22 protein-coding genes and 1 pseudogene are annotated in these 23,791 nt (G+C 71.5%); 11 read left to right on the forward strand and 12 right to left on the reverse strand.

All coding sequences use genetic code 11. The features are described 5' to 3' along the window. Positions 1 to 187: 187 nt before the first annotated feature. The gene (locus O7614_RS11735; RefSeq protein ID WP_278138490.1) at positions 188 to 1,945 is read left to right on the forward strand and encodes a CDP-glycerol glycerophosphotransferase family protein; all 1,758 of its coding nucleotides are present in this window, start codon (positions 188 to 190) and stop codon (positions 1,943 to 1,945) included. 58 nt (positions 1,946 to 2,003) lie between these two features. On the opposite strand, the gene O7614_RS11740 is transcribed toward O7614_RS11735, so the two are convergent. Next, entirely contained in the window at positions 2,004 to 2,342 is a 339-nt protein-coding gene (locus tag O7614_RS11740; RefSeq protein ID WP_278138491.1) for a DUF952 domain-containing protein, read from the reverse strand. A gap of 114 nt (positions 2,343 to 2,456) precedes the next feature. On the opposite strand from O7614_RS11740, the gene O7614_RS11745 reads away from it, so the two are divergent. From O7614_RS11745 to O7614_RS11755, 3 genes are all read left to right on the forward strand, one after another. Continuing rightward, a complete protein-coding gene (locus O7614_RS11745) occupies positions 2,457 to 2,768 on the forward strand; it encodes a hypothetical protein (protein ID WP_278138492.1) in 312 nt (103 codons plus the stop codon). A gap of 85 nt (positions 2,769 to 2,853) precedes the next feature. Continuing rightward, positions 2,854 to 3,510, forward strand: coding sequence for a response regulator transcription factor (locus O7614_RS11750; protein WP_088990531.1), 657 nt, complete (start codon positions 2,854 to 2,856; stop codon positions 3,508 to 3,510). Positions 3,511 to 3,519: 9 nt separating this feature from the next. Further along, positions 3,520 to 4,956, forward strand: a complete 1,437-nt coding sequence (locus O7614_RS11755; RefSeq protein ID WP_278138493.1) for a HAMP domain-containing sensor histidine kinase — start codon at positions 3,520 to 3,522, stop codon at positions 4,954 to 4,956. A 10-nt stretch (positions 4,957 to 4,966) separates the two neighbouring features. Here O7614_RS11755 and O7614_RS11760 read toward each other — a convergent pair whose 3' ends face one another. The 4 genes from O7614_RS11760 to O7614_RS11775 all read right to left on the reverse strand — a co-directional run bounded on the left by O7614_RS11760 (position 4,967) and on the right by O7614_RS11775 (position 9,330). Beyond that, complete coding sequence (locus tag O7614_RS11760) at positions 4,967 to 5,872, reverse strand: TAXI family TRAP transporter solute-binding subunit (RefSeq protein WP_278142228.1); 906 nt, start codon at positions 5,870 to 5,872, stop codon at positions 4,967 to 4,969. Positions 5,873 to 6,044: 172 nt separating this feature from the next. Beyond that, complete coding sequence (locus tag O7614_RS11765) at positions 6,045 to 6,755, reverse strand: hypothetical protein (protein ID WP_278138494.1); 711 nt, start codon at positions 6,753 to 6,755, stop codon at positions 6,045 to 6,047. Positions 6,756 to 6,860: 105 nt separating this feature from the next. Continuing rightward, complete coding sequence (gene yaaA, locus O7614_RS11770; RefSeq protein ID WP_278138495.1) at positions 6,861 to 7,658, reverse strand: peroxide stress protein YaaA; 798 nt, start codon at positions 7,656 to 7,658, stop codon at positions 6,861 to 6,863. A 52-nt stretch (positions 7,659 to 7,710) separates the two neighbouring features. After that, positions 7,711 to 9,330, reverse strand: a complete 1,620-nt coding sequence (locus tag O7614_RS11775; protein WP_278138496.1) for a hypothetical protein — start codon at positions 9,328 to 9,330, stop codon at positions 7,711 to 7,713. A 167-nt stretch (positions 9,331 to 9,497) separates the two neighbouring features. On the opposite strand from O7614_RS11775, the gene O7614_RS11780 reads away from it, so the two are divergent. The 4 genes from O7614_RS11780 to O7614_RS11795 all read left to right on the forward strand — a co-directional run bounded on the left by O7614_RS11780 (position 9,498) and on the right by O7614_RS11795 (position 12,934). Further along, entirely contained in the window at positions 9,498 to 10,538 is a 1,041-nt protein-coding gene (locus O7614_RS11780; RefSeq protein ID WP_145784254.1) for a phosphatase domain-containing protein, read from the forward strand. A gap of 299 nt (positions 10,539 to 10,837) precedes the next feature. Next, positions 10,838 to 11,791 (forward strand): cyclase family protein, encoded by a 954-nt coding sequence (locus O7614_RS11785; RefSeq protein WP_278138497.1) that lies wholly within the window; start codon positions 10,838 to 10,840, stop codon positions 11,789 to 11,791. Between the two features lie 272 nt (positions 11,792 to 12,063). Further along, on the forward strand, positions 12,064 to 12,579 hold the full coding sequence (locus O7614_RS11790) for a hypothetical protein (RefSeq protein ID WP_278138498.1): 516 nt from the start codon (positions 12,064 to 12,066) through the stop codon (positions 12,577 to 12,579). Positions 12,580 to 12,589: 10 nt separating this feature from the next. After that, entirely contained in the window at positions 12,590 to 12,934 is a 345-nt protein-coding gene (locus O7614_RS11795; protein ID WP_278138499.1) for a hypothetical protein, read from the forward strand. 94 nt (positions 12,935 to 13,028) lie between these two features. Here the strand turns inward: O7614_RS11795 and glgB are convergent, their stop codons facing one another. From glgB to O7614_RS11810, 3 genes are all read right to left on the reverse strand, one after another. Next, positions 13,029 to 15,131, reverse strand: a complete 2,103-nt coding sequence (gene glgB, locus O7614_RS11800; RefSeq protein WP_278138500.1) for a 1,4-alpha-glucan branching protein GlgB — start codon at positions 15,129 to 15,131, stop codon at positions 13,029 to 13,031. Further along, the gene (locus O7614_RS11805; protein WP_278138501.1) at positions 15,119 to 17,350 is read right to left on the reverse strand and encodes an alpha-1,4-glucan--maltose-1-phosphate maltosyltransferase; all 2,232 of its coding nucleotides are present in this window, start codon (positions 17,348 to 17,350) and stop codon (positions 15,119 to 15,121) included. Before O7614_RS11805 ends, glgB begins: the two co-directional genes overlap by 13 nt. Before the next feature lie 448 nt (positions 17,351 to 17,798). Then, positions 17,799 to 17,945 (reverse strand): GntR family transcriptional regulator, encoded by a 147-nt coding sequence (locus O7614_RS11810; RefSeq protein ID WP_347404398.1) that lies wholly within the window; start codon positions 17,943 to 17,945, stop codon positions 17,799 to 17,801. A gap of 120 nt (positions 17,946 to 18,065) precedes the next feature. Between O7614_RS11810 and O7614_RS11815 the strand changes: the two genes are divergently transcribed. Continuing rightward, positions 18,066 to 18,254, forward strand: a complete 189-nt coding sequence (locus O7614_RS11815) for a hypothetical protein (protein WP_278138502.1) — start codon at positions 18,066 to 18,068, stop codon at positions 18,252 to 18,254. A gap of 50 nt (positions 18,255 to 18,304) precedes the next feature. Here the strand turns inward: O7614_RS11815 and O7614_RS11820 are convergent, their stop codons facing one another. Beyond that, entirely contained in the window at positions 18,305 to 18,862 is a 558-nt protein-coding gene (locus O7614_RS11820) for a TetR/AcrR family transcriptional regulator (RefSeq protein WP_278138503.1), read from the reverse strand. Positions 18,863 to 18,961: 99 nt separating this feature from the next. On the opposite strand from O7614_RS11820, the gene O7614_RS11825 reads away from it, so the two are divergent. Both O7614_RS11825 and O7614_RS11830 read left to right on the forward strand, forming a co-directional pair. Continuing rightward, on the forward strand, positions 18,962 to 19,378 hold the full coding sequence (locus O7614_RS11825) for a nuclear transport factor 2 family protein (RefSeq protein WP_278138504.1): 417 nt from the start codon (positions 18,962 to 18,964) through the stop codon (positions 19,376 to 19,378). Then, on the forward strand, positions 19,375 to 20,208 hold the full coding sequence (locus O7614_RS11830; RefSeq protein ID WP_278138505.1) for an NAD-dependent epimerase/dehydratase family protein: 834 nt from the start codon (positions 19,375 to 19,377) through the stop codon (positions 20,206 to 20,208). Before O7614_RS11825 ends, O7614_RS11830 begins: the two co-directional genes overlap by 4 nt. Positions 20,209 to 20,310: 102 nt before the next feature. Here O7614_RS11830 and O7614_RS11835 read toward each other — a convergent pair. From O7614_RS11835 to O7614_RS11845, 3 genes and pseudogenes are all read right to left on the reverse strand, one after another. Further along, positions 20,311 to 20,511, reverse strand: a pseudogene (locus O7614_RS11835) (HNH endonuclease); the annotation flags it as partial. Positions 20,512 to 20,614: 103 nt separating this feature from the next. Beyond that, complete coding sequence (gene ltrA / locus O7614_RS11840; RefSeq protein ID WP_278137201.1) at positions 20,615 to 22,117, reverse strand: group II intron reverse transcriptase/maturase; 1,503 nt, start codon at positions 22,115 to 22,117, stop codon at positions 20,615 to 20,617. 466 nt (positions 22,118 to 22,583) lie between these two features. Continuing rightward, entirely contained in the window at positions 22,584 to 23,711 is a 1,128-nt protein-coding gene (locus O7614_RS11845) for a DUF222 domain-containing protein (protein WP_278138506.1), read from the reverse strand. Positions 23,712 to 23,791: the final 80 nt, after the last annotated feature.

Consider the following 23,791-nt stretch of genomic DNA (forward strand, 5'->3'; position numbering starts at 1 on the left):
GACCGGAATGGTGCTCGGATACCCGCTCGATACCACCGCGCCCGTTCGCGTTAAGGTCGCAGTCACGTCCGCCAGCCTCGCGCTGGCGTGACGTGGCGAGCGCCCGCCAGGCCCTTCAGTCTCGGCTCCTGGTGCGCGTGCAGACCCGAGCCCAGCCCGACACGAAGATCGTAGGGAGCGAACTCGCTTGTTCGGCACGTTGTCAGGTCGTATCGGAGCGGCCGCCAGCGCGGCGCTGCTGGTGCTGGCCTACCTGGTCATGCTCGTCGCCGGCGCATTCGGCTGGGTCGCGCTGTTCGCAGTCGCCGGGCTGGCCGCCGTGTTCGGCGACTTCTTCCTCGCCCGTCGGTCCCCGACATCGCACGTGCTGCTGGAGAAGGCGGGCCTGCACTGGTCGTACCGGCAACTGACCCGGGACCTCGCTGCGGTGCTGCTGGTCGTCGCCGAGGTGCAGCTCAGTGGCGGCGAACTGACCCTGCTGCTGGTGTTGCCGGCCGTGGTCTGGGTCGCGTCCGTCTTCGCCGGGGCGCTCTCCATCATGGTCGAGCGTCGTAACCCGACGTCCGCCCTGGTACGCAACATCGAGCTGGGTCCGCTGCGCTCCGCTCCCCGGCCGCCGGGCTGGGTGACGGCCGTCACCGGCGAACGGATGCCGCTGCTCAACCTGCTGCTGGTGCCGGCCGCCGTGGCCGCCGCGGTGCAGCACGACGCGACGCCGTTCCTCGCCGCCGGCGCGGTGGCGGTCGTCGCGACCGGTGCGGTGGCCGCCGCGCTCGCGCTGACCTGGCTGCGGGGCCGGGGTGCGCCGCAGGCGCCGCTGCTGCCCGCCGTCCAGCGCTGGCTGGACACCCACCGGCCCGAGGTCGCGCTCTACTTCGCCGGCCCGGCCAAGGACGTCTACCAGGCCAACATGTGGCTCGCCCCGACCGAGGCGCTCCAACAGCGCGCCGTGGTGCTGATGCGCAGCCGGGAGGCGTTCCAGGAGTTGGCCGACACCCGGCTGCCGGTGATCTGCGTACCGGCGGGGGTCGACTTCATGAACCTCGACCTCAGCGGCGTCCGCGCGGCGCTCTACGCCGCGAACGTCGGCGCGAACATCCACATGCTTCGCGAGCCCACCACGAAGCACGTCTTCGTCGGGCACGGTGACAGCGACAAGCAGGCCAGCGTCAACCCCTACAGCAAGGTGTACGACGAGGTCTGGGTCGCCGGTCTGGCCGGCCGGGAGCGGTACGCCCGGGCCGGCGTGGGGGTGCTCGACTCGGACATCGTCGAGATCGGCCGACCGCAGCTCGCCGGGGTGCACACCTTCGGCGCGGAGTCGGTGGACCGGCCGTTCACCGTGCTCTACGCCCCTACCTGGGAAGGTTGGCTCGACGACGACCCGTACCACACCTCGCTGGTGCTGATGGGTGAGCGGATCGTCAAGGGGCTGCTGGCCACGAGTCCCCGGGTGCGGCTGGTCTACAAGCCGCACCCGCTCACCGGCTCGCGGTCCAACGCCGCCAAGGCGGTGCACGAGCGGATCGTCGCGGCCATCCGCGCCGCGGGCGGCAACCCGGATGCGTCCTCGCTGGACGGCACCGCGCATCTGGTGGTCACCGGGCGTACCCCAGCCCTGTTCGACTGCTTCAACCAGACCGACCTGCTGATCAGCGACGTGTCCAGCGTGGTCTCCGACTTCGTGCAGAGTCAGCGCCCGTACGTGGTGGCCAACCCGGCCGGCCTGTCCGAGGACGAGTTCCGCCGGGAGTACCCGACGGCGCGGGCCGCGTACCTGCTCTCCAAGGACTGCGGTGAGCTGGAGAAGATCGTGTCGGTGACCCGGGCCGGCGACGACCCGATGACCGATGCCCGCCGGGACCTGAAGACCTACCTGCTCGGCCCCGCCGAGGCGAACCCGATGGACCGGTTCCAGGAGGAGATCAGCCGCCTCTGCCGCTGAACCGCACGGATGGCGTCGCGCGCCCGGCCCGACACCTCTCGGGCCGGGCGCGACCATGTCAGCCCAGCAGTGCGGCCACCGCCTCGGCGGCCGGGGTGTCCGCGGGCAGCGCCTGCGCCGCCACCACCGCGGCGACCGGCAGCGGACCGTACACGTGCGGGAAGAGTTGCCCGCCGCGCGACGGCTCCCAGCGCAGCGCGACGCCCAACCGGTCCTCCGCGACGCTGAGCAGCGTCAACCCGGTGGCGCCGGCGAAGTGCCGCCGCGCCGTCTCCACCACCTGGTCGCCGCCGGAGAGGTGGATGAACCCGTCCTGCCGGTCCACGGCCGAGCCGGCGAAGGCGCCGGCGGCGCGGGCGTCGTCCCATTCCGTGCTGGTCAACAGCTTGTAGATCACCTCGGCAGCCTACGGTGCCGGGGCGGGCGCGCCGAGCCGGTTTTCGTCGGTACCGCCGCGCTCGTCGCCCCCCGCCGGGCATGCTCAGGTCAACGGCCGCGGAGGGGATGGGCGATGCAGAGCTACGACGACGACTGGACCGACAGCCAGCGCGCGCTGTACGACGAGTGCTACCGGGCGGGCAGCGAGTGGGCCGAGGACCCGGACACCCCGTCCGACGACGTCCAGCACGTGATCAACCTGGCCGAGGCGGACGACGACGCCCTCCAGGATGCCGAGATCGACTATCCGCCCCTGGTCGACGCGGTCACCCAGGCCGGCGGCGTCACCGTCACCAGCGTGCCGGCCAGCCACGAGGACCCGGGCTTCCGCGGCTTCACCGACGGCGTCCGGGACGCCACCGCCGACGACGTCTTCGGCTTGTAGCGGCACATCGCGGTACGCGGCCTCCCGCTTCGCACGCGCTTCTGCCACCATTCGCAGAACGGCGTTGCGACGGACGGAGGCACTGGTGCGGATCCTGCTGGTGGAGGACGACCGCCGGGTCGCCGGTGCGCTCTCCTCCGCCCTGACCCGCCGTGGGTACGAGGTCGAGCACGCGGCCACCGTCGCGGCCGCGCTCTCCGCAGCCCCGTGTGACCTGGTGTTGCTCGATCTGACCCTGCCCGACGGGGACGGCACGGACCTGTGCCGGGAGCTGCGCCGCCGCAGCAGCCAGCTCGGCATCATCGCGGTGACCGCCCGGGGCGAGGAACGGGATCGGGTGCTGGGTCTGCGCCTCGGCGCGGACGACTACGTCGTCAAGCCGTTCTCGATGGTGGAGTTGCAGGCCCGGATCGAGGCGGTGCTGCGCCGGGCCGCGAACGCCGCGCCGGAGCGGCACCTCATCGAGGCCGGGTCGGTGCGCATCGACGTGGCCGCGCGGACGGTGACCGTGGACGGTCGCGCCGTCACGTTGACCCGCAAGGAGTTCGACGTGCTGCTCTCGTTGGCCCGCCAGCCCGGGGTGGCGGTGCCCCGCGATCGGATCCTGCTCGACGCGTGGGGCACCACCTGGGCCGACCGGCACACGGTCGAGGTGCACGTCGGGTCGCTGCGCGGCAAGCTCGGTGACGCCCGCCTGGTGGAGACCGTCCGCGGCGTCGGCTACCGACTGCGTGACGCGTGAGGGGCTGACGTGCGCCGTCGACTGGTGATCAGCTATCTGCTGCTGATGGTGCTCGTCCTCATCGCGTTGGAGACACCGCTGGCCGTGACCATGGCCAGCCGCGAGACCGAACGGGTCCGTGCCGACCGGCTCGCCGACGCCACCCGGTTCGCCTCGCTGGCCGGGCCGGCGTTACGCGACGGTGGGCCGGGCCCGATCGAGTCGGAGCTGACCAGCTACGACAACCTGTACGCGATCGCCGTCGCGGTCGTCGACCGGGACCGGAGCACCCCGGTCGCGTCGCCGAGGTGGCAGCCCGACCCGGGAACGGCGACGGTTCTGGACATCGCTCTGTCCGGGCAGCAGACCAGCGCGCCCGAGTCGGTCTGGCCCTGGACGACAGGCCCGGTGGTGGTGGCCGCCCCGATCAACGACGGTGGTGAGGTGCTCGGTGCGGTGGTGATCGTGACCCCGTCCGACCAGATCCGCCGAGCTGTCGTCGCGTGGTGGCTGCTGCTCACCCTGGCTGGTCTGCTCGCCGTGCTGGCCTGCGTGCTCACCGCGTTCGGGTTGGCCGGTTGGGTGCTGCGCCCGGTCACCGAACTGGACGCGGTCACCCACGAGATCGCCGAGGGTGACCGGGGTGCCCGGGTCCAGCACCGCCTGGGCCCTCCGGAGCTACGCCGCCTCGCCGCCAGTTTCAACCACATGGCCGACGTGGTGTCCGACGTGATGGACCGGCAGCGCGCCTTCGTCGCGCATGCCAGCCACCAGCTGCGCAACCCGCTCACCGCGCTCCGGCTGCGGGTGGAGGAGTTGGGCCCCAGCCTCACCGACCCGGACGGCCGGTCCGAGCACCAGCTGGCCCTGGAGGAGACCGACCGGCTGGCGTTGGTGCTCGACGCGCTGCTCACCCTCGCCCGGGCCGAACGGGAGGAGAACGAGCGGGTCACCGTGGACGCCGCCGCCGTGGCCGCGTCCCGGGTAGCCGCGTGGGCGCCGTTGGCCCGGCACCGTTCGGTCGCGTTGCGGTTGGCCACGACCGACGCGCCGGCGTACGCCCGGACCGTGCCGACCGCCGTCGACCAGGCGCTGGACGCGTTGATCGACAACGCGGTGAAGTTCAGCGGGGCCGGCGGGGCGGTGACGGTGACCGTGTCCCGCCGCGACGACGGGGTGGCGCTGGAGGTGCGCGACTCCGGGCCGGGCATGACCGAGAGTCAGCTCGGCCAGGCGACCGAGCGGTTCTGGCGAGCGCCGGACGCCCAGAACGTGGACGGCGCGGGGTTGGGCCTCACCATCGCCGCCGTGCTGGTGGACGCGTCCGACGGGCGGCTCACCATGCGCCCGGGGGAGTCACGCGGGCTGGTCGCCGCCCTGTGGTTCCCGGCGGCGGAACCCGACCTGTCGGCGGAGCCCCTGGACGAGGAGTCGACCGCCGACCTGCGGCCCGCCCCGGCGCGGTGACGGCCGGTCGTCAGGGTTTCGCCGCGCGGTACCAGGCGGCGGCCCCGGGGTGCAGCGACAGTGGCGCGGTGACGATCGCCGAGCGAGGGCTCATCCGCCCCGCCGCCGGATGCGCGGCGGCCAGTTCGGCCCGGCGTTCCATCAACAACCCGGTCACCTCGCGGACCAACCGCTCCGGCAGGTTGGCCCGGACGATGAGGTAGTTCGGGTCGGCGACGGTGGTGACCGCGTCCACCCCGTACACCGAGCGGGGGATGTCCCGGGAGACGTAGACCTGGCCGTAGCGGTCGCGCAGCGGCTCGGTCCACTCGCTGAGGTCCACGATCCGGGTGGCGCTGCGCCAGGCCAACTCCTCGATGCCCCGCACCGGCAACCCGCCGGAGAAGAAGAACGCGTCGATCCGTCCGGACCGCAACGCCGCCACCGAGTCGTCCAGCCCGAGCCGCTCCCGACGCACCTCGTCGCCGCCGAGCTGGGCCACCTCCAGCAGCCGGGTCGCGGTGATTTCGGTGCCCGAGCCGGGTGCGCCGACGGAGACGCGACGACCGCGCAGGTCGGCGACCGTGCGCACCGGACCGCCGCCCGTGGTGACCAGGTGCAGTTGGTCGTCGTACACCCGGGCGATGGCCTGGACCGTGGGGTTCTCCGCCGTGCTGGTGGGCAGCACGTCGGCCTGGGTGAAGCCCAGCTCGGCCGCGCCGGAACCGACAAGTTGGACGTTCTCCGCCGAGGCGGCGGTGATCACCACGCTGGCCCGCACGCCGGGGAGTTCCCGGTTGAGGATGGCCGCCAGCGACTGGCCGAACGCGTAGTAGACGGCGGTGGGGCTGCCGGTGGCGATCCGGATCGTCGTCGGCGCGGTCGGCGCGTCCCGGCAGCTGGAGACGGCCAGGTTCGCGATCAGCAGCACCGTCATCAGGGCGGCCGGCCCCGCGCGGTGTCGGCCGGGCCGGCTGGACGAGGTACTACTCACGCGGTGCACTGTGCGCCGTCGCACCGGCGTGCGCAAGCCCTCTGTGGGCCGTCGCACCGGCGTGCGCAAGCCCCCTTGCCGCGTTGCGCTCGGCGGGTGTGGGCCGGCGCCTCGGTCAGCAGGCCGGCCGACGTGCCGGCGGCGCGACCGCGGCCTGTGCCGTCGCCGGCCCGCGCGCCGGCTCCAGCGCCGCGCTGCTCAGGATCCGCGCCCGGTCCGGACCGTCGGCCACGCTGACCAGAAAGCAGCCGGTGCCCGGGCGGAGCCGGGCCGGCACGTCGAGCACGGCGGCGCCGCGGATCAGCACTGCGGCCAGCTCGCGGTCGGTGAGCCGCACGCCGAGGATGTGCCGGCGGACGTGCCGCCCGGCGGCCAGCAGCGCCGAACGCCAGGCCGCCGCCGCGAGTCGGGTCACCAACCGCCGGCGCGCCGGCGAGGCGCCGGGCAGCGGCCCGCCGAGCAGCTCACGCCGTCCCTGCCGCCAGCCCGCGTCCAACACCCGGGTGTACGCGTCCTGGTGCTCCTGGGGCACCCAGAGCCGGTGCAGCTCGTAGCGGCGGCGCAGACCGCCGACGACGACCTCGTGGGTGACGGGGACGTCTAGTCGGGCGAGCAACTGGCGCATCCGTTGCGCCGCGTCCTCCCGGTTGAACTCCACCCCCGGTGCGTGCGCCGGGCGTGCCGCCTTCGGCCGGGCGGTGGTCGGGGGTGGCGTGCACCGCAGCAGGCAGGCGGCCTCGAACGCGTCGCCCAGGGTCAGCCAGTCCAACGGAGATGGCGGCGCCGGGGAGCGGAGCCGGTCGAGCACGGCGGGTTCGGGGGTCAACGGAGGCTCCCTTGTCGGAGTCTGGGTGCCCCTACCGTGGCCCCTGCGCCGCCGTTACGGAACTGCTCCGGCCCAGGCTTGAGCAAATCTTGCGGCTGCCGGCCCTCAGAGGTCGGTGACCACCAGGTCCACCTGCCGTATCCGGCCTGGCGCGGTGGCCTGGTCCACGATGGTGTACTTCAGCTCGCCCAGCGTGCCGATCAGTTCGTCGGCGGTGCGCGGTCGGGCACCGGCGACGAGCAGGTCGCGTACCAGACGACCCTTGGTCGCCTTGTTGAAGTGGCTGACCACCGAGCGGACCGGCACGCCGTCGACCTCCCGCTCGTGCAGCACCCGCACGGTGACGGTCCGCTCGGCCAGCGTCCCGCGCGGCGTCCAGGTGGCCGCGTACGCGCCGGAGCGAAGGTCCAGCACCGGGCCTTTGCCGGCGGCGGCGTCCAGCACCGGCGTCAGCTCCCGACGCCAGTACGCCGACAACCTCCCGATGCCCGGCAGGCGAGCGCCGATCGGGCAGCGGTACGGGGGGATCCGGTCGGCCAGCCGGACCGCGCCCCACAGCCCGGAGCTGATCATGATCGACCGACGGGCGGCCCGCTGCGCCGCGGCCGGCAACGAGGCCAGCTCCAACGCCTCGTAGAGCACCCCGGTGTAGAGCCGCTCGGCCGGCGCGGTGGCCGCCTCCCGCAGTCGAGCGTTGCGGCGCAACTCGCCCCGCTGACCCTCGCTGAGCCCGAGCGCGTCCCGTGCGGCCTCCTGGTCCGGCCCGGCGCAGAGCGCCACCAGCGCGTCCAGCACCCGCTCCCGGGCCGGGTTCAGCTCGGGCAGCGAGACCCGGTCGGGGGACCAGCGTCGTCCGGTGCCGGCGTCGGCCTTCCCCTCGGAGGGCGGCAGCAGGATGAGCATGGGTCTCCTCGGCGGTGCAACGGCGGCGGCCCGGCCAGCGTACGACCTGCCACTACCGCCAGGGTCGTACCGGGGTGTCGGGGTGGTACACGCGATAGCCGCCGACCTCGCGCATCGGTGCGGCGTCGGCCCGGTCGGCGAGCAGTCGGCGCAGCCGCCGATCCATCGGCGAGTCGACCTCCACCACGTAGCCTGGCCGATCGGCCCGCCCGACCTGCCGCCAGTACGGCAGGTAGCGGTTCTGCCCGGGGGACAAATCGCCGTCGAGCACCCCGCAGACCACCGTCTCGTCGGTGTTGAAGATCAACCGGTTGCAGGTCCAGTAGTCCCCGTACACCTGGTGGGGGCCGTCGGCGCGCAGCGCGGCAGCCAACTCCCGGGCCTGGCGTTCCTCGGTCCGCGACGCCGCGGTGCCGGTTGCCGCGAAGAGCCCGGTGATCGCCAGCGCGGTAGCGGTCAGGGCAGCCAGCACGGCGGTGGACAGCGCCCCGGTGAGCCGGCCGAGCGCGCCGACAGTGCCCCGCCAACAGGCCACCGCCACCACCCAGAGGGGCCAGAGCACCGCCGGCAGCGACAGTTGCAGCACCGACAGGTACCGCGCGTTGTCCAGTGGACTGGTCGCGGCGAGCGGGCTGCGCACGTACGACAGCAGTGTCAACGTGGCACCCACGACCAGCGCGAGCTGCACGATTGGTCCCACCCGCGCCCCGCGCGCCGCCCCGGCCGCCCGGCGGTACGCGACCACCGCGACCACCGCGCCGGCCACCAGCAGCACCGGGTACAGCACCCCGAACCACTGTTGCCACCGCCCGCAGCCGTCGACCGGGCAGAGCCCGTGCGCCAGCGGTACCCCCTCCAGCAGGCCGCCCCGGATCCGGTCGGACCACGGCGGCAGCGGCCCGTCCTTGGTGCTGATCTCCCGGAACACCGACAGCGAGTCGTCACCCGGCCCGGCCCGCAGGTTGTCCAGCAGCATCGGGGCCACCCCGACGACGGCTCCCGCCACCAGCAGCAGACCGGACCAGCCGAGCAACTCCCGCCGCACCGCCCAGACCAGGGCCAGCCCGGCCACCGCCAGGTACGGCAGGATCAGCCAGTCCGACCAGAGGGCCAGCCCGACGAGCAGACCGAACGCGGTGACAGCGAATCGGCGGCGGCGGATCGTGCCGGCGGCCAACCCCACCGCGATCAGCAGCATCACCAGCACCGCCGGCTTCACCTCGGGCCGACCGCCGACCACGGTGAGCTGGTCGCGCACCACCCGCTCGCCGCCGAGCACCAGCAGGCCGACGACGAAGGTAGCGAACCAGGGTGTGCAGATCCGGCGGGTCAACCGGTGGATCAGGTAGAGGAACAGCGCGTACAGCACCAGCATCGGCAACCGCAGCACCGGCCAGCTCGGCCCGGCCACCGCCACCAGGGGCGCCGCCAGGTACGACTCCAGCATCCCCATGTAGTGCTGGCCGTACAGGAAGACCGGGCGTTCCCGGCCCTGCCCGATGTGCAGCGCGGCAAGACCGAACGTCGCCTCGTCGCTGTTCGACACCGGCACCGTGAACACTGTCAGGACCAGCCGGTAGACCACGCCGGCCAGCCCGAGCAGCAGCGCGACGAGCGCCGGCCGGTCGAGTCGTGGACGCCATCGCCCACGGTGCTGCTCTGGTTGCGACACGACCAACGCCCCCGTCGTCGTCCCGACCGGAGTGTTTCACGTCCGGCCGGGTCGCCGAGGTGGATCGGCGCAGCCGGGGCCGGGTCGGTTCGACGGTGGGCGGGCTGGTCGGCGCAGCCGGGCTGGCTCGCGTGGCCGTGGCTGTCGACGTGTGGCAGGGTTGGCGCGTGCCACCCACTCCCGCCGGCCAGTTGGCCGTTCCGAACCTGCACCGGGCTGCGCGGATCGAGGACGCCGTTCACCAGCTCGTGCAGCGTCGGCTGCGGCGCACCGGCTGGCGGGTCAACATCGTCGCGTACACCGGCTACGGCGCGCCGGGCTGGGTGCGGGTGATGTGCCGGGTGCTGCTGGGGCGTCCGGACACTCGCCAGCGGGGTCGGCTGGACAAGGTCCGCGGCTGGCGCAGCTTCACCACCCTGCCCAACAAGCACGTCACGGTGACCATCGAGGCCGGCGGGGTGCGGCACGAGACGCAGGCCGACCGCAGCGGCTTCGTCGACACCCTGGTCGAGGCCGACCTGCCGCCCGGCTGGGGCACCGTCCGGCTCAGCGTCCCGGACGCCGAACCGGTCGACGCACCGGTGCGCATCCTCGACCCGGAGGTCAAGTTCGGCATCCTCTCCGACATCGACGACACGGTGATGGTCACCGCGCTGCCCCGGCCGCTGCTCGCCGCCTGGAACACGTTCGTGCTCGACGAGCACGCCCGCGCCGCCGTGCCGGGCATGGCGGTGCTCTACGAGCGGCTCGTCACCGCGCACCCGGGCGCGCCGGTCTTCTACCTCTCCACCGGCGCGTGGAACGTGGCCCCCACCCTGACCCGCTTCCTGTCCCGGCACCTGTACCCGGCCGGGCCGCTGCTGCTCACCGACTGGGGCCCGACCGCCGACCGCTGGTTCCGCAGCGGCATGGAACACAAGCGGTCCACCCTGGCCCGGCTGGCCAAGGAGTTCCCCGACGTGCGCTGGCTGCTCGTCGGCGACGACGGCCAGCACGACCAGGAGATCTACCGGGAGTTCGCCGCCGCCCACCCGGAGAACGTCGCCGGGGTGGCGATCCGCCGCCTCTCCCCGACGCAGTCGGTGCTGGCCGGCACCCTGCCCGCCCCGGCCGGACGCCCGTCATCGGGGCCGGTGGGGCAGAAGTGGCTCTCCGCGCCGGACGGCGCCGGCCTCTGGCAATTGCTGCGCGACGCAGGCCTGGTCTGACCCCACCGGCCGGCGCGTGCCCGACGCCGAGATCCGTGCAACATCAGGGTTGTTGGTGTCTCCCGCATGTCGGAGGCAGCAACAACCGGGAAGTTGCTCGGATCCCCATGCCGTCGATCACCCAGGGCCGGGTCTGCCTGCCGGCGGCCGAGGGTTGCCGTACGGTCCCGTCGCGCCGCGGTGAGGTGATCTCGCACGGCGGGGACGCGACGGGTCAACCAGTCGTGCCGGCTCTTCGATCCAGCGGCGGGCTAGCCTACCGGCGGTGTCTCGAACCGCGCGAAGGAGTTGATGCTGGGATGACGGCACGGCGACCGATGCCCACCCAGGACGACGTGCTCGGCTACTTCGACACGCTGTCGAACTGGGGACGGTGGGGTGACGAAGACCAGCTCGGCACCCTGAACCACATCACCGACGAGGTCCGGCTGGCGGCGGCGCGGGCCGTCCGGCACGGCAGGAGCGTGTCCTGCGCGTGGGAGGTCGCCGTACCGAAGGACATGGAGCGGTCGACCACGACGTGCCCGTGCACTGCCGACATGCCGGGTGCCGAGAACATGCCGCCCGCCTTCCACGCCGACCGGCGCTGGGGGTTCTCGTCCGAGCGGATCGGCATCACGTTCCACGGCAACACCCTCACCCACGTCGACTCGCCGTGCCACATCTTCTGGGACGGCACCATGTACAACGGGCGATCGCACTCAATGGTCGACGCCGCGACGGGATCGGCGTGGGCGGCTGTCACGGCGGCGGCGAACGGCATCATCACCCGGGGCGTCCTGCTGGACGTCGCGAGGGCCCGCGACGTGCAGTGGTTGGAGCCGGGGCAGGGCGTGTTCCCCGACGATCTCGAGGAGGCCGAGCGTCGCCAGGGCGTACGGGTGCGACCCGGCGACGCGGTACTCCTGCGCACCGGCTACGGCCGGGCCCGGCACGAGGCCGGCGAGACCGGCGGTTTCACGCAGGCCGGGTGGCACGCGTCCTGCCTGCCCTGGCTGCGTGAACGCGACGTCGCGCTGATCGGCGCCGACACACCCCAGGACGTTCAGCCGTCGGGGTACGACGACGTGCTGATGCCGGTGCACGCGGTGAGTCTCGTCGCGATGGGTCTGTGGCTGCTCGACAACTGCGACCTGGAGGCGTGCGCGGCAACGGCTGCGGAGCTGGGCCAGTGGGACTTCCACCTCGCAGTCGCACCGGTCCGCTTCGCCGGCACGTCGGGCAGCCCGGTCAACCCGATCGCCACGTTCTGACCGCGGTTCGCCAGGGCATGCGAGGTAGGGGTGATCATGCCCAGCGGCCAGCGAGACGACATCCGTGGGCGCAGGTCGTACCGCTTGCAGGTGCTGTCGTGGCGGGCGGTGTTCCTGTCGCTCGAAGTCATCGCGGCGACTCAGGTCCTAAGGGCTTCCCACCTGGTCAGCCATGAGGTGTCGGTGGGCGAGCGAGGGGTCGCCGCGCTGCGCTACGGTCCGATCCGACCCGAGAGGCGGGGGATGGTGAGGGTTGCAGGACTCTGATGCCGATGAGGAACTGGGGCGTGTGGTTCGGCGGTGTGATGCTGTGGGCCCTGTTCGGCTTCATGATGGTGATGATCAGCAGGAACCCGGCGAACGGCTGGGGTGGGTTGTTGCTGGTCGCCGCGTTCTTCGTCGGCATCTGTCACCTCGTCACGCTCGCCACCATGTTCTCCTACGTGAAGGTGACCCCGTCCGCCCTCTTGGTGGTCAACCCGGGACTGTCGACAGTGATCCCGTGGAGTCGCGTGCAGCAGGTGGACGCCGAGCACGGTCTCGTCGTGCGAGTGCGAGACGCGGACGATGTGCACTGCTACGCGTTTCAGCCCTCCCTTGTGGGCCGGCTGGTGGGGTATCCCGGAGCCCATCGGGCGGTCGAGAAGATCGAGAGCTACGCGAATGCCCGGACAGCCGCCGAGGACCACCTGGAGCGAGCAGTTGCCTGGAAACGGCACCTCCTGTTCCTGGTGGGCGGCTGGTCGCTCTTCGCGCTACTCGTACCGTCGTTGGTCCGTGTCCTTTGAGGAGAAGTAGATGTCCCACGAGCAGGTGGCCGCGACCAGGGGCCGCATGTCCTATCGACTGCTCGTGCTGTCGTGGCGGGTGATCTTCGTGTCGATCGCCGTCATCGCTTCGACTCAGGTCCTCAAGGCTCATCACCTGATCAGCCATGGCGTTTCGGTGGGCATCGTCGCCCCCCTTGTCGCGGTCTTCGTTGTCTCTGTCTTAACGGCGATCGTGACGATGGCGATCCAAGCTGCCCACTTCTCGGTGAGCCCTCTCGGCAGAGGCATTCTCGAGCGGCAGATGCGGTTCAGCCGCATGTTTCTGGTGGATCTGGTGACCCTGCCGTGGAATCCGAGCGCCCGCCGGAAGTGACGTGAAGCCCCGGCCGTAGCGAGCCCACGGCAGCCGCCGTGTGTGGTTCCCCTTCGGCGGAGCACCGCCAGTCGACCCCGCTGCCTCAGACCATTCAGCCCTGGCGGAGCCAGATGACGCCCAACGGCGGGACCTGGAGCGCCGCCGACGCCACCATCCCGTGCCACGGCACGTCCTCGGCCCGTACCTCACCGAGGTTGCCCACCCCCGACCCGCCGTAGTGGTGCGCGTCGGTGTTGAGCACCTCGGTCCACGTCCCGCCGGCCGGCAGGCCGATCCGGTAGTCGTGCAGCGGCAACGCGGAGAAGTTGGCCACGCACACCAGCGTCGAGCCGTCCGGGGCGATCCGGACGAACGACACGGTGTTGTTGGCGACGTCGTCGCCGGCGATCCAGCGGAACCCGGCCGGGTCGGTGTCCTGTGCCCAGAGCGCCGGGGTGTCCCGGTAGACCCGGTTGAGGTCGCCGACGAGGCGCTGCACGCCGGCGCGGGCCGGGTCGTGCAGCAGGTACCAGTCGAGGCCGCGTTCCTCGCTCCACTCCCGGTCGTCGGCCAGCTCGGAGCCCATGAAGAGCAACTGCTTGCCGGGGTGCGCCCACATGTACGCCAGCAGCGCGCGCACGTTCGCCAGCCGCTGCCAGGTGTCGCCGGGCATCTTGCCGGCCAGCGAGCCCTTGCCGTGCACCACCTCGTCGTGGCTGATCGGCAGCACGTAGTTCTCGCTCCAGGCGTACGCCAGGGAGAAGGTGAGCTGGTGGTGGTGGTGCTGGCGGTAGATCGGGTCCTTCGAGGTGTAGAGCAGGGTGTCGTGCATCCAGCCCATGTTCCACTTGAAGCCGAAGCCCAGCCCGCCGTTCGCGGTGGAGCCGGTCACGCCTGGCCAGGCGGTGGACTCCTCGGCGATCATCATGACCCCGGCGTGGTGCTTGTAGACGGTCGCGTTCACCTCCTGCATGAGCGCGATGGCCTCCAGGTTCTCCCGACCGCCGTACTGGTTGGGCGCCCACTCGCCGTGGTTGCGGGAGTAGTCCAGGTAGAGCATCGAGGCGACGGCGTCCACCCGCAGCCCGTCGACGTGGAACTGGTCGCACCAGTAGAGCGCGTTGGCGACCAGGAAGTTGCGCACCTCGCTGCGGCCGAAGTCGAAGACGTACGTGCCCCAGTCGGGGTGTTCGCCGCGGCGCGGGTCGGGGTGCTCGTAGAGCGGCGTGCCGTCGAAGCGGGCCAGGGCCCACTCGTCCTTGGGGAAGTGCGCGGGCACCCAGTCGAGGATCACGCCGATGCCGGCGGCGTGCAGCCGGTCCACCAGGTAGCGGAAGTCGTCCGGGTCGCCGAAGCGGGACGTCGGCGCGTAGTAGCCGGTCACCTGGTAACCCCAGGAACCACCGAACGGGTGCTCCATCACCGGCAGGAACTCCACGTGCGTGAAGCCCAATCCGGTGACGTACTCGGTGAGCTGCTCGGCCAGCTCGCGATAGCCCAGCCCGGGCCGCCACGAGCCGAGGTGCACCTCGTAGACGCTCATCGGCTCCTGGTGCGGCTGCCGCTCGGCCCGGCGGGCCAGCCAGTCCGCGTCGTTCCACCGGTACGTCGAGTGGTGCACCACCGAGGCGGTGGCCGGCGGCACCTCCGCGTACGCGGCCAGGGGGTCGGCCTTGTCCCGCCACCGCCCGTCGGCGCCGAGGACCCGGTACTTGTAGCGGGCCCCGACCCGTGCGTTGGGCACGAACAGCTCCCACACGCCGCTGGAGCCGAGCGACCGCATCGGCCAACCGTCGTCGGGCGCCCAGCCGGTGAAGTCGCCGATCACCCGGACACCGCGGGCGTTGGGCGCCCACACGCTGAACGCCACGCCCTCGTCGAAGACCCGTGCGCCCAGCGCGTCCCACAGCCGCTCGTGCCGGCCCTCGCCGATCAGGTGCAGGTCCAGCTCACCGAGGGTCGGCGGGTAGCGGTACGGGTCGTCGTGGGCGACGCCGTCGACGTCCACCCGGTAGTCGAGCACGGTGCCCTCGACGGTGGCCTCGAAGACGCCCACGTCGTGCACCCGCTTCATCGGGTACCGCTCGTCGCCGACGAGCAGCACCACGTCACCGGCTCCCCGGCGCAGCGTGCGGATCGTGGTCGACCCGTCGGCGGGGTGCGCGCCGAGCAGCGCGTGCGGGTCGTGCGTCGCGCCGGAGATCAGCTGGTCCATCGGTCGTCCTTCGAGGCGGGAGCGGTCGGCGCGGAACGGGACGGGCGGGTGGCGGCCGCACGGGCCGTCGCCCGGGACGCCAGGGTGGCCGGCGTCGCCGCCACGCTGGCCGGGGTCTCCGGCGCGGTGGCGGGGGCCGACGGCGCGGTGGCGGGGGCCGACGGTTCGGTGGCCGGGGCCACCGGGGCGGTGCCGCCGGACAGGTCGTCCGGCACGTCGGCGACGGTGAGGTCGGCCGGCTCCGCTCCGGCCGGCTGCGGCACGGTCGGCGGGGCCGGGCGGCGCACGGTCAACACGTGCGCCGGTTGCAGGTACGGGTCGAGCCGTACCGCGTTGCGTTGACCCCAGTCGTAGCTGGTGCCGGTCAGTTCGTCGTGCACCGTGAACCGTTCGTGCCAGTCGAAGCCGAGCGCTGGCATGTCCAGCGTGGTGTTGCCCCACTGCACCTCGCGCGAGTCGAACGAGCAGACCACGATGACAGTGTTGCCGGTCTCCGGGTCGTGCTTCGACCAGCACAGCAACGCCGGGTTGTCGATCTCGTGGAACCGCAGGTTGCGGAGCTGGTGCAGCGCCGGGTTGTCCCGGCGTACCCGGTTGAGGGTGGTCAGGAACGGTGCCAGCGAACGGCCCTGCGCCTCGGCTGCGGCCCAGTCCCGGGGCCGCAGCTCGTACTTCTCGTTGTCCAGGTACTCCTCTGCGCCCGGCCGGGCCACGTGCTCGAACAGCTCGAAACCGGCGTACATCCCCCAGGAGGGGGAGAGCAGCGCGGCCAGCACCGCCCGGATCTTGAACATCGGCGGGCCGCCGTGCTGCAACGACTCGTGCAGGATGTCCGGCGTGTTCGGCCAGAAGTTGGGCCGCATGTGGTCGGCCGACGCGACCAGCTCCTCGCAGTACTCCCGCATCTGCGCGGCCGTCGTGCGCCAGGTGAAATAGGTGTACGACTGGGTGAAGCCGATCTTGCCGAGACCGTGCATGATCGCCGGCCGGGTGAACGCCTCGGCCAGGAACAGCACGTCCGGATCGACAGTCTTGACCTCGGCGATCAGCCAGTGCCAGAAGTCGAACGGCTTGGTGTGCGGGTTGTCCACCCGGAAGATCCGGATGCCCTCGCCGACCCAGTGCAGCACCACCCGCAGCACCTCGGCCCGGATGCCCTCCGGGTCGTTGTCGAAGTTGACCGGGTAGATGTCCTGGTACTTCTTCGGCGGGTTCTCCGCGTACGCGATGCTGCCGTCGGCCCGGGTGGTGAACCACTCCGGGTGCTCGGTGACCCACGGGTGGTCCGGCGCGCACTGCAGCGCCAGGTCCATCGCCACCTCCAGGCCCTGCGCCGCCGCCGCCTGGACGAAGGCCCGGAAGTCCGCCGGCGTACCCAGATCGGGGTGGATGGTGTCGTGGCCGCCCTCGGCGGCGCCGATCGCCCACGGCGAGCCCACGTCGGTCGGCCCGGCGGTGAGCGCGTTGTTGCGGCCCTTGCGGTTCACCCGGCCGATCGGGTGGATCGGCGGCAGGTAGAGCACGTCGAAGCCCATCGCGGCGACGCCGGGCAGCCGGTCGGTGGCGGTCGCGAACGTGCCGGACCGGCCGCCCGAGGCCCCCTCGGAGCGCGGGAAGAACTCGTACCAGGCGGAGAAGAGCGCCCGCTTGCGGTCGACCCAGATCGAGTACGTGTCACCGGCCGTGACCAGCTCCCGCACCGGGTGCTCCCAGAGCAGGTCGGCCAGGGCGAGCGCCGGGTCGACCCGTTGCGCCAGCGGCAGGTCGGTCTCGACCAGCGCGGTGAGCGCGTCGGCGACCTGGGGGCGGTCGGCGGCCGGCACGAGGTCCCGGGCGGCGGCGAGCACCCGCGCGCCCTCGGCCAGGTCGTTGGCCAGGTCGGTTGGCCCCTGCCCGGCGGCGATCTTTTTGGTCACCGCGTTCTGCCAGGTCAGGTACGGGTCCTGGAACGCCTCGACGGAGAAGGTCCATTCGCCGACGGCGTCCGGCGTGATGGTGGCGTGCCAGCGGTCCTGGCCGGGCTCACCGGGGCGCATCCGGGTGAACGGCCGGCTCGCGCCGTCCGGACCAGCCCACACCACGTTGCAGCCCAGCGCGTCGTGCCCCTCCCGGTAGGCGCGCGCCGACACCGGAACCGGCTCGTCGACCACCGCCTTGGCCGGGTACCGCCCGCACGAGACGACGGGGGAGACGTCTTCGATCGGGAACCGTCCAGTCACCCCGCCAACCTACTGCGCGAGATCCGTTCGCGCGCGGCCAAGCACCCCGTCGGTCCCCGCCCGCTCGTGCGCACACCAAGATCCGCGTACTTTCGGGGAAGCTGCTGCATCGCGGCGTGCTGAGACAGCAGTTTCCCCGAAGTTGCGCGGATCTCCGCAGGTTAGGGCCATCTGACCGGCCTCCTTGCCTTGATCCACTCGCGTTCCGTGAAACTGCGGTCTCGATGCGCCGTGGATGCCGCGGTTTCCTGCGAGGTGAGTGGATCAAGGCCGCCTGGGCGACTCGAACGGATCCGGCAGGCGGTTCCGGAGCGCGAACGGGTGGAGCGGTGGTCTCGGTCGAGCGGCCGAAGATCGTTGGCGTATCAGCAGCACCGCGCCCGGCGTGTCGCACCGCTCAGCAGCCAACGATCGCTCAGCCTTTGCGTGATCCGGGTTGACGCGAGAGTCAGGCGGGCGGGTCGGGGGCCACGGAAGGGCCCTTGCCCTGGTGCACCTCGATCCAGCCCCGCTCATCCAAGATGCGCACTGCAGATCTGATCGGCGTCGCACTGGCCTGGTACTGCTCGCCGAATTCCGCGATCGACGGCGCGATGCATCAACGTTCGCCGGATGGGCCGCTGTTCCCGGCCAATCCCGTTGCCGGCGCGCGCCCTCGGCTGGCGAGGAGTGGCGGTGGCTGCCGGCCGAGCACCGCGCCGCGTACCTCCGCGATGTGGCCCGCGCATGCGCCCTGGCCGGCGACATGCTGCGGGCTGGCCGGACGCTGCTCGACGCGGAACGCACCGTCCGCAGCGAGGTGCACGACCGTCCGGCGGTACGGAAGCTGGTCGCCGTCGTGTGGCGGTCCGCCGACGCGCCCGCCGGCGTCGTCCAGCTCGCCACCGCCCTCGGCGTCGCCTGACGGCCGTCACCTGTCCCGGTGCGGGATGGTGGCGCGCCGGTCCGGAAGAGTCAGTCAGCGTGGTGGCCGTCGGGACCGAGCACGGAGTCGACCAGCGCGGTCAGTCCCGCGTGCCACCGGGCTTCGGGCCAGTCGCGCAGGTGCTCGACCAGGTCGCTGCGGACGGCGGCGAGCAGGGCGTGGGCCAGATAGTCCGCCGCGTGCGGGCCGCGTACGTCCGCGACGAGGCCGGCGAGCAGGGTGTGCCAGTGGTCGTACGCCTCATTGCGGTACGGGCTGCCGCCTCCCGCGCTCTCGAGTGCCAGCGTGAGCACCCGGTTGTCGAGCTTGAAGCGCAGCATGGCCCGCAGCAGTTCGACGGTCTGCTCCGCCGCGGGCCGGGTGGGTGACGCCGTGAGCGCATCCTGCAACCGCAGCCCCCGTTGCTCGTAGAGGGCGCGGATGAGCCCGATCCGGTCGCCGAAGCGCCGGAACAGGGTGCCCTTGCCGACGCCGGCGGCGGTGGCGATGTCGTCCATCGACACCTGATCGGGGTCGGCTGCGGCGTCGAAGAGGCGCCCGGCGGCGGCCAGCACCGACTCCCTGTTGCGTAGCGCATCGGCCCGCACCGGGCCCCCTCTCGCCAAACGGACTGGCGGTCCGTATAGTCGAAGCGGACCGGCGGTCCGAATCTTATCGCGACCGTCCCGGACGACGAAAGGACGATCATGTCGGACAACCCCGCCGCGGTGTTCCACCGCGGCATGGAGCTGCTGCTCGCCAAGGACATGGCCGGGTTCATCGCGCTGTTCGCCGAGGACGCGGTGCTGGAACTCCCGTTCGCGCCGCCCGGCCAGCCGCGCCGCGTAGCCGGACGCGCCGACCTGCACGAGTACCTGATCAACTATCCGGACCTGCTCGACGTCCGCGAGATCCACGATCGCACCGTGCACGAGACCAGGGACCCCGAGGTCGTCGTCGTCGAGTTCGTCGCCTCCGGTGTCGTCGTCGCCTCCGGTCGGCCGTACGAGCTGCGCTACATCGCCGTCCTGACCATCCGTGCCGGGAAGCTGGTGCACTACCGCGACTACTGGGATCCGATCGCCGCACAGGAACTGCTCGGTGGCGGCCTGGTGCGCTCATGATGCTGGTCATCGGTGGCACCGGGACCACCGGCCGCATCGTCGCCGCCAAACTTGCCGAACGCGGTCATCCCGCCCGGATCGCCAGCCGACGCCCCTCCGCCGGAGGATTCCGCTTCGACTGGTACGACCCGACCACCCACCCGGACGCTCTGGATGGCGTGCGCGCGATCTACACCATCCCCCCGGTCGGCGAGGTCGACCCGGCACCGGTCATGCTGCCCTTCCTCGAGCGGGCACGTGCCGCCGGTGTCCGCCGGGTGGTGCTGCTCAGCTCCTCGGCCGTCCCGCCCGCCGAGCACGGACTGGGCCTGGTGCAGGCGCGGCTGGGTGAGCTGTTCGGGGAGTGGGCGGTGCTGCGGCCCTCCTGGTTCATGGAGAACTTCGTCGGTGAGCAGCCCTACGCGGTCAGCGCCCGCGATCATGGCGAGATCGTCAGCGCCACCGGCACCGCCCGGGTCGGCTTCGTCGACCCGGCCGACATCGCCGAGGTGGCGGTGCGGGCTCTCACGGACCCGACGCCGCACAACACCGACCACATCATCACCGGACCGGAGGCGCTCAGCTACGACGCCGTCGCCGCCGTCCTCACCGAGGTCGGTGGTCGGCCGGTCCGGCACCGTGCGATCGACGCGGCGGAACTGGCCGTCCGCCACAGCGCGAACGGCATTCCGGTGGACTACGCCCACTTCCTCGCCAGCCTGGACACCGCGATCGCGGCGGGCGCGGAGGACCGGACGACCTCGACCGTGGCGGACGTGACCGGTCGTACGCCACGATCCTTCCGCGACTTCTGCCGGGACCGCCTGCGCGGCGACGGTCTCGGTGCCTGACCGACGCTCCGTGGGCCGTCTAGCTTGATCTTCAACCTGCGGGGCGGTGCCATCGACCCTGGTCGATCATGAGAACAGCCGTCGACACTCCCGAAGATCAAGCTAGTTGCGTCGGTGGTAGTGGTTGCGGCGGGGGAGTTGTTCGGGGTCGAGCCAGGCCGGCGGGACGAACTCGGGGTGGCCGTCGCCGCCAAGCTGGGCGGCCCAGTCGCCTCGGTGCAGGTGGCGGTGGTGGTGGCCGCAGAGCAGCACGGCGTTGGCGAGGGTGGTGTCGCCGCCGTCGGCCCAGTGGTGGATGTGGTTGAGTCGGCCCGGGGCGCGGTGGCGGCGTTGCCGCTGCCCCGTTTCCCCGGGCCGCTCTCCGAACCCGGCGTGCGACTTTCACCGCACCGGGCTCTCCACGAGGTCATGCCATCTGGTCGGTGATCTGTAAGGGCCAAGGGGATGGGATCGTGTTGCCTCGCAGCCGGTATCGGCTGACTCGTGTTGAGGCGATGTTGAACAGTTCGATCCCGTCCAGGGCGATGGGACGCCAGCCAGTAGGGCCGCGTAACCATCGCCGGACGTCTCTCCAAGGCATGCGTTGGCGGCGCATCACCCAGTGCACGACGCGCCACCAGACGAAGGTCTGGAGTTTGTCGAAGGTGTGTTTGGCCACCGCGTGTTTGAAGTAGTTCGCCCAGCCACGCTGGATCTGGTTGATCCGGATCAGCGTTGCCCGGTACTCGGCCTGGGACAATCTGCGGGTCAGAGTTCGGATCTTTGCCTTGAAATCGCGGACTGGCCTGTCTGCGATGAAGGTGTAGACGTAGCTCTTATCCGTTCCCCGTTTACGCATCCACTTGATATGGAAGCCGAGGAAGTCGAACCCGTCGCTCATGTGCACCACCTGGGTTTTCGCCACGGACAGGCGAAGTCCCACAGGTGCCAGCACCCTGCTCACCTCCTCGCGCACCGTTTCGGCGTTGGTTTGGGTACCGAACACCAGCACGACGAAGTCGTCCGCGTAGCGGACCATCCGCCAGGTGCCCAGCCCGTTGCGACGCCGGGTCTTGCGGCGCTCGTGGCTCCATGACCGCCACTGAGCGTCGAAGTGCTCATCGAGCACGCTCAGAGCGATGTTGGCCAGCAGCGGTGAGAGAATGCCCCCTTGAGGAGTGCCGGTGAGGCTGTCCTCCCGATCACCGGATCTGGTCATGACTCCGGCTTTCAGGAACGCCTTCACCAGGGCCAGTACACGTTTGTCCGAGATCCGTAGACGCATCCGATCCATCAACGCGGTGTGGTCGATGGAATCGAAACACGCTTCGATGTCGGCATCCAGGACCCACTGATAACCCTTCGTGCCCAACATCTGAATCTCGGCAATCGCGTCGTGCACTCGCCGGTTGGGCCGGAAACCGAACGATGACGGCTTGAAGTCCGCCTCGAAGATCGGCTCCAACACCAGCTTCAGCGCCGCTTGGACCACCCGGTCGGTAACCGTCGGGATCCCCAACTTGCGGACCTTGCCCGACCCGCGCTTCGGAATCAGTTGCTGCCGCACCGGCAACGCCTGAAACTCTCGCGCTTTCAACCGCTCTCGAATGCGTTCCAAGAACGCCTGTTCACCGACCCGCTCCCGAATGTCAAAGACGGTTGAGCCGTCCACACCCGCAGAACGGGCCCCGGCGTTGCCCGCGACCCGGTCGAACGCCATCATCAGCGTCGCCGGGTCATACACCAGGTTGTACAGATCATCGAAGCGACGGCACGGATCGGCCGTCGCCCATTGGTGCAATTTGGTCTGCATCCGTCGTACCCGCGCCTGCGCCAACCCGGCGTCAGGCCACGCGCCCGGAACATTCACTCCGGGATCTTCGACCATCACAGTCCCTTCCTTGCTGACCTCGCTGTCGCCCTTCGCCATGCGGCCGGCTCTCCCGACCTCGGACTACTACGGCGACTCCGCCCCGTCACGGCCGGATCGGCCGACGGTGGACCCAGCCCCACCCGCGTTGGCCACGCGGTATCAGGCACGTCCGTGACGGTTCCCGTGTTCACTGACCGATCGATCGTCGAAGGAGGCGCCTGGCTCTACCCCCGCGGCATCGCCACGACTACCCCGCGGCACTTCGTCGTGGCCTCCAGCCGGCCGTCCACATCACCGACCCGGAGTTCCCCGCCCATCAGGGGCGGGTACGCACCGCGCCCAGCCATCTGCCAGATTCCCAGCTGGTGGTCCATTAGGGGGCTTCACACACCAGTTCCTCACGTACACCTCTCCGACTCGCTAGCCGAACCCGCACCATCTGGCAGTACTGGCACGCCTCGGCGTCGTCAGGGGCCGCTTGCCGCCAGGCCCGGCACCTCCCGAACCCGGCTGCCCCTCAGCTTCACCGTCCTGCCGCGACAGGACGGCGGTGGTGGTCTCTCACCTCCACTCGATCAATCAGCGCCTCACGGCGCACGTGGCCGTCGCACCAACGCGGCGGGCGGTCGCAACCGGGGAACGCGCAACCCCGGTCGCGCAGCACCAGGGCGCGGCGCAGCGGGCCGGTGATGAGCCGGCGTTGCCGGCCGACGTCGAGGACCTGGCCGGTGCCGCCGAGCACGGCGGGCAGAATGCTTGCGTCGCAGGCCAGGCGGCGCACGGTGGCGGGGGTGAGGTGCTGGCCGATGTCGAGAGCGCCGGTGCCCAGCTGTCGGGTCAGCTCGTCGTAGCTGGTGGTGACGACGACCTGGGTGAGGTCGCCGCCGCTCTCGGGTAGCTCACCGGTTCGCAGGGCCAGTCGGCAGACGTCGGCGAGGGCGTCGTGGCGGCGCTGCCCGGCGGTGCGGGTGTCGTCGGGGCCGGTGGGCCCGGTCAGCGGGTCGATGGCGGCGCGCAACGCGGCGGCGGCCTCGGTGTCGAGGATGCCGGCGAGGCGCAGCCGGCCGTCGGACTGCTCGCTGATCGTGACGTGCCGGTCCCCGGCGGCCCGCGACTCCTGCGCCCGCAGCGCGGCCTCGGCGGCGGCGTCGGCGACGTCCGGGGCGACGTGGTCGAGGATGCGGGTGCCGAGCCTGCGCAGCAGGGCGGCGTCGAACTGCGCCGCCCACCCGACGAGGACGCCGACGGCCTTGTCGGCAGCCTCCGTGCCGGCGCTGACCCGGACGGTCTCAACCGTGTTGGCGATGACCCGGACCTGCTCCACATCGACCGACCCGCCGGCCAACGCGTCCCGCACGCCGTTCGGCGCGGATTCGAGCGTCGCGGCCAGCTCGACCAGCCGGCGGGCGACACCGACGCCGAGGCGTAACCGGTCACGTAGCCACACCGCCGTCGAGGAGGCGCCCTGCGCCGTCGCGGTGCCGCGACCGTCCAGCTCACGCACGAGGCTCAGCTTGACCGCGGCGAGCCGTTGCTCGATCCGGTGCGCGGCGTCCAGTGCGGCGACGAGATCGTGCTCGGTCGCTGCCCAGGCGGACGTGTCGAAGCAGGCCGCGACTGCCGCCTCCGCCTGCTCCAACGCATCGATCACCATTAGATACTAGAACATCTGTACGACACTTTCCGACGCTGACGCTGACGCTGACGCTGACGCTGACGCTGACGCTGACG

Origin of the sequence: Micromonospora sp. WMMD961 (assembly GCF_029626145.1) — a bacterium.
Lineage (GTDB): Bacteria > Actinomycetota > Actinomycetes > Mycobacteriales > Micromonosporaceae > Micromonospora.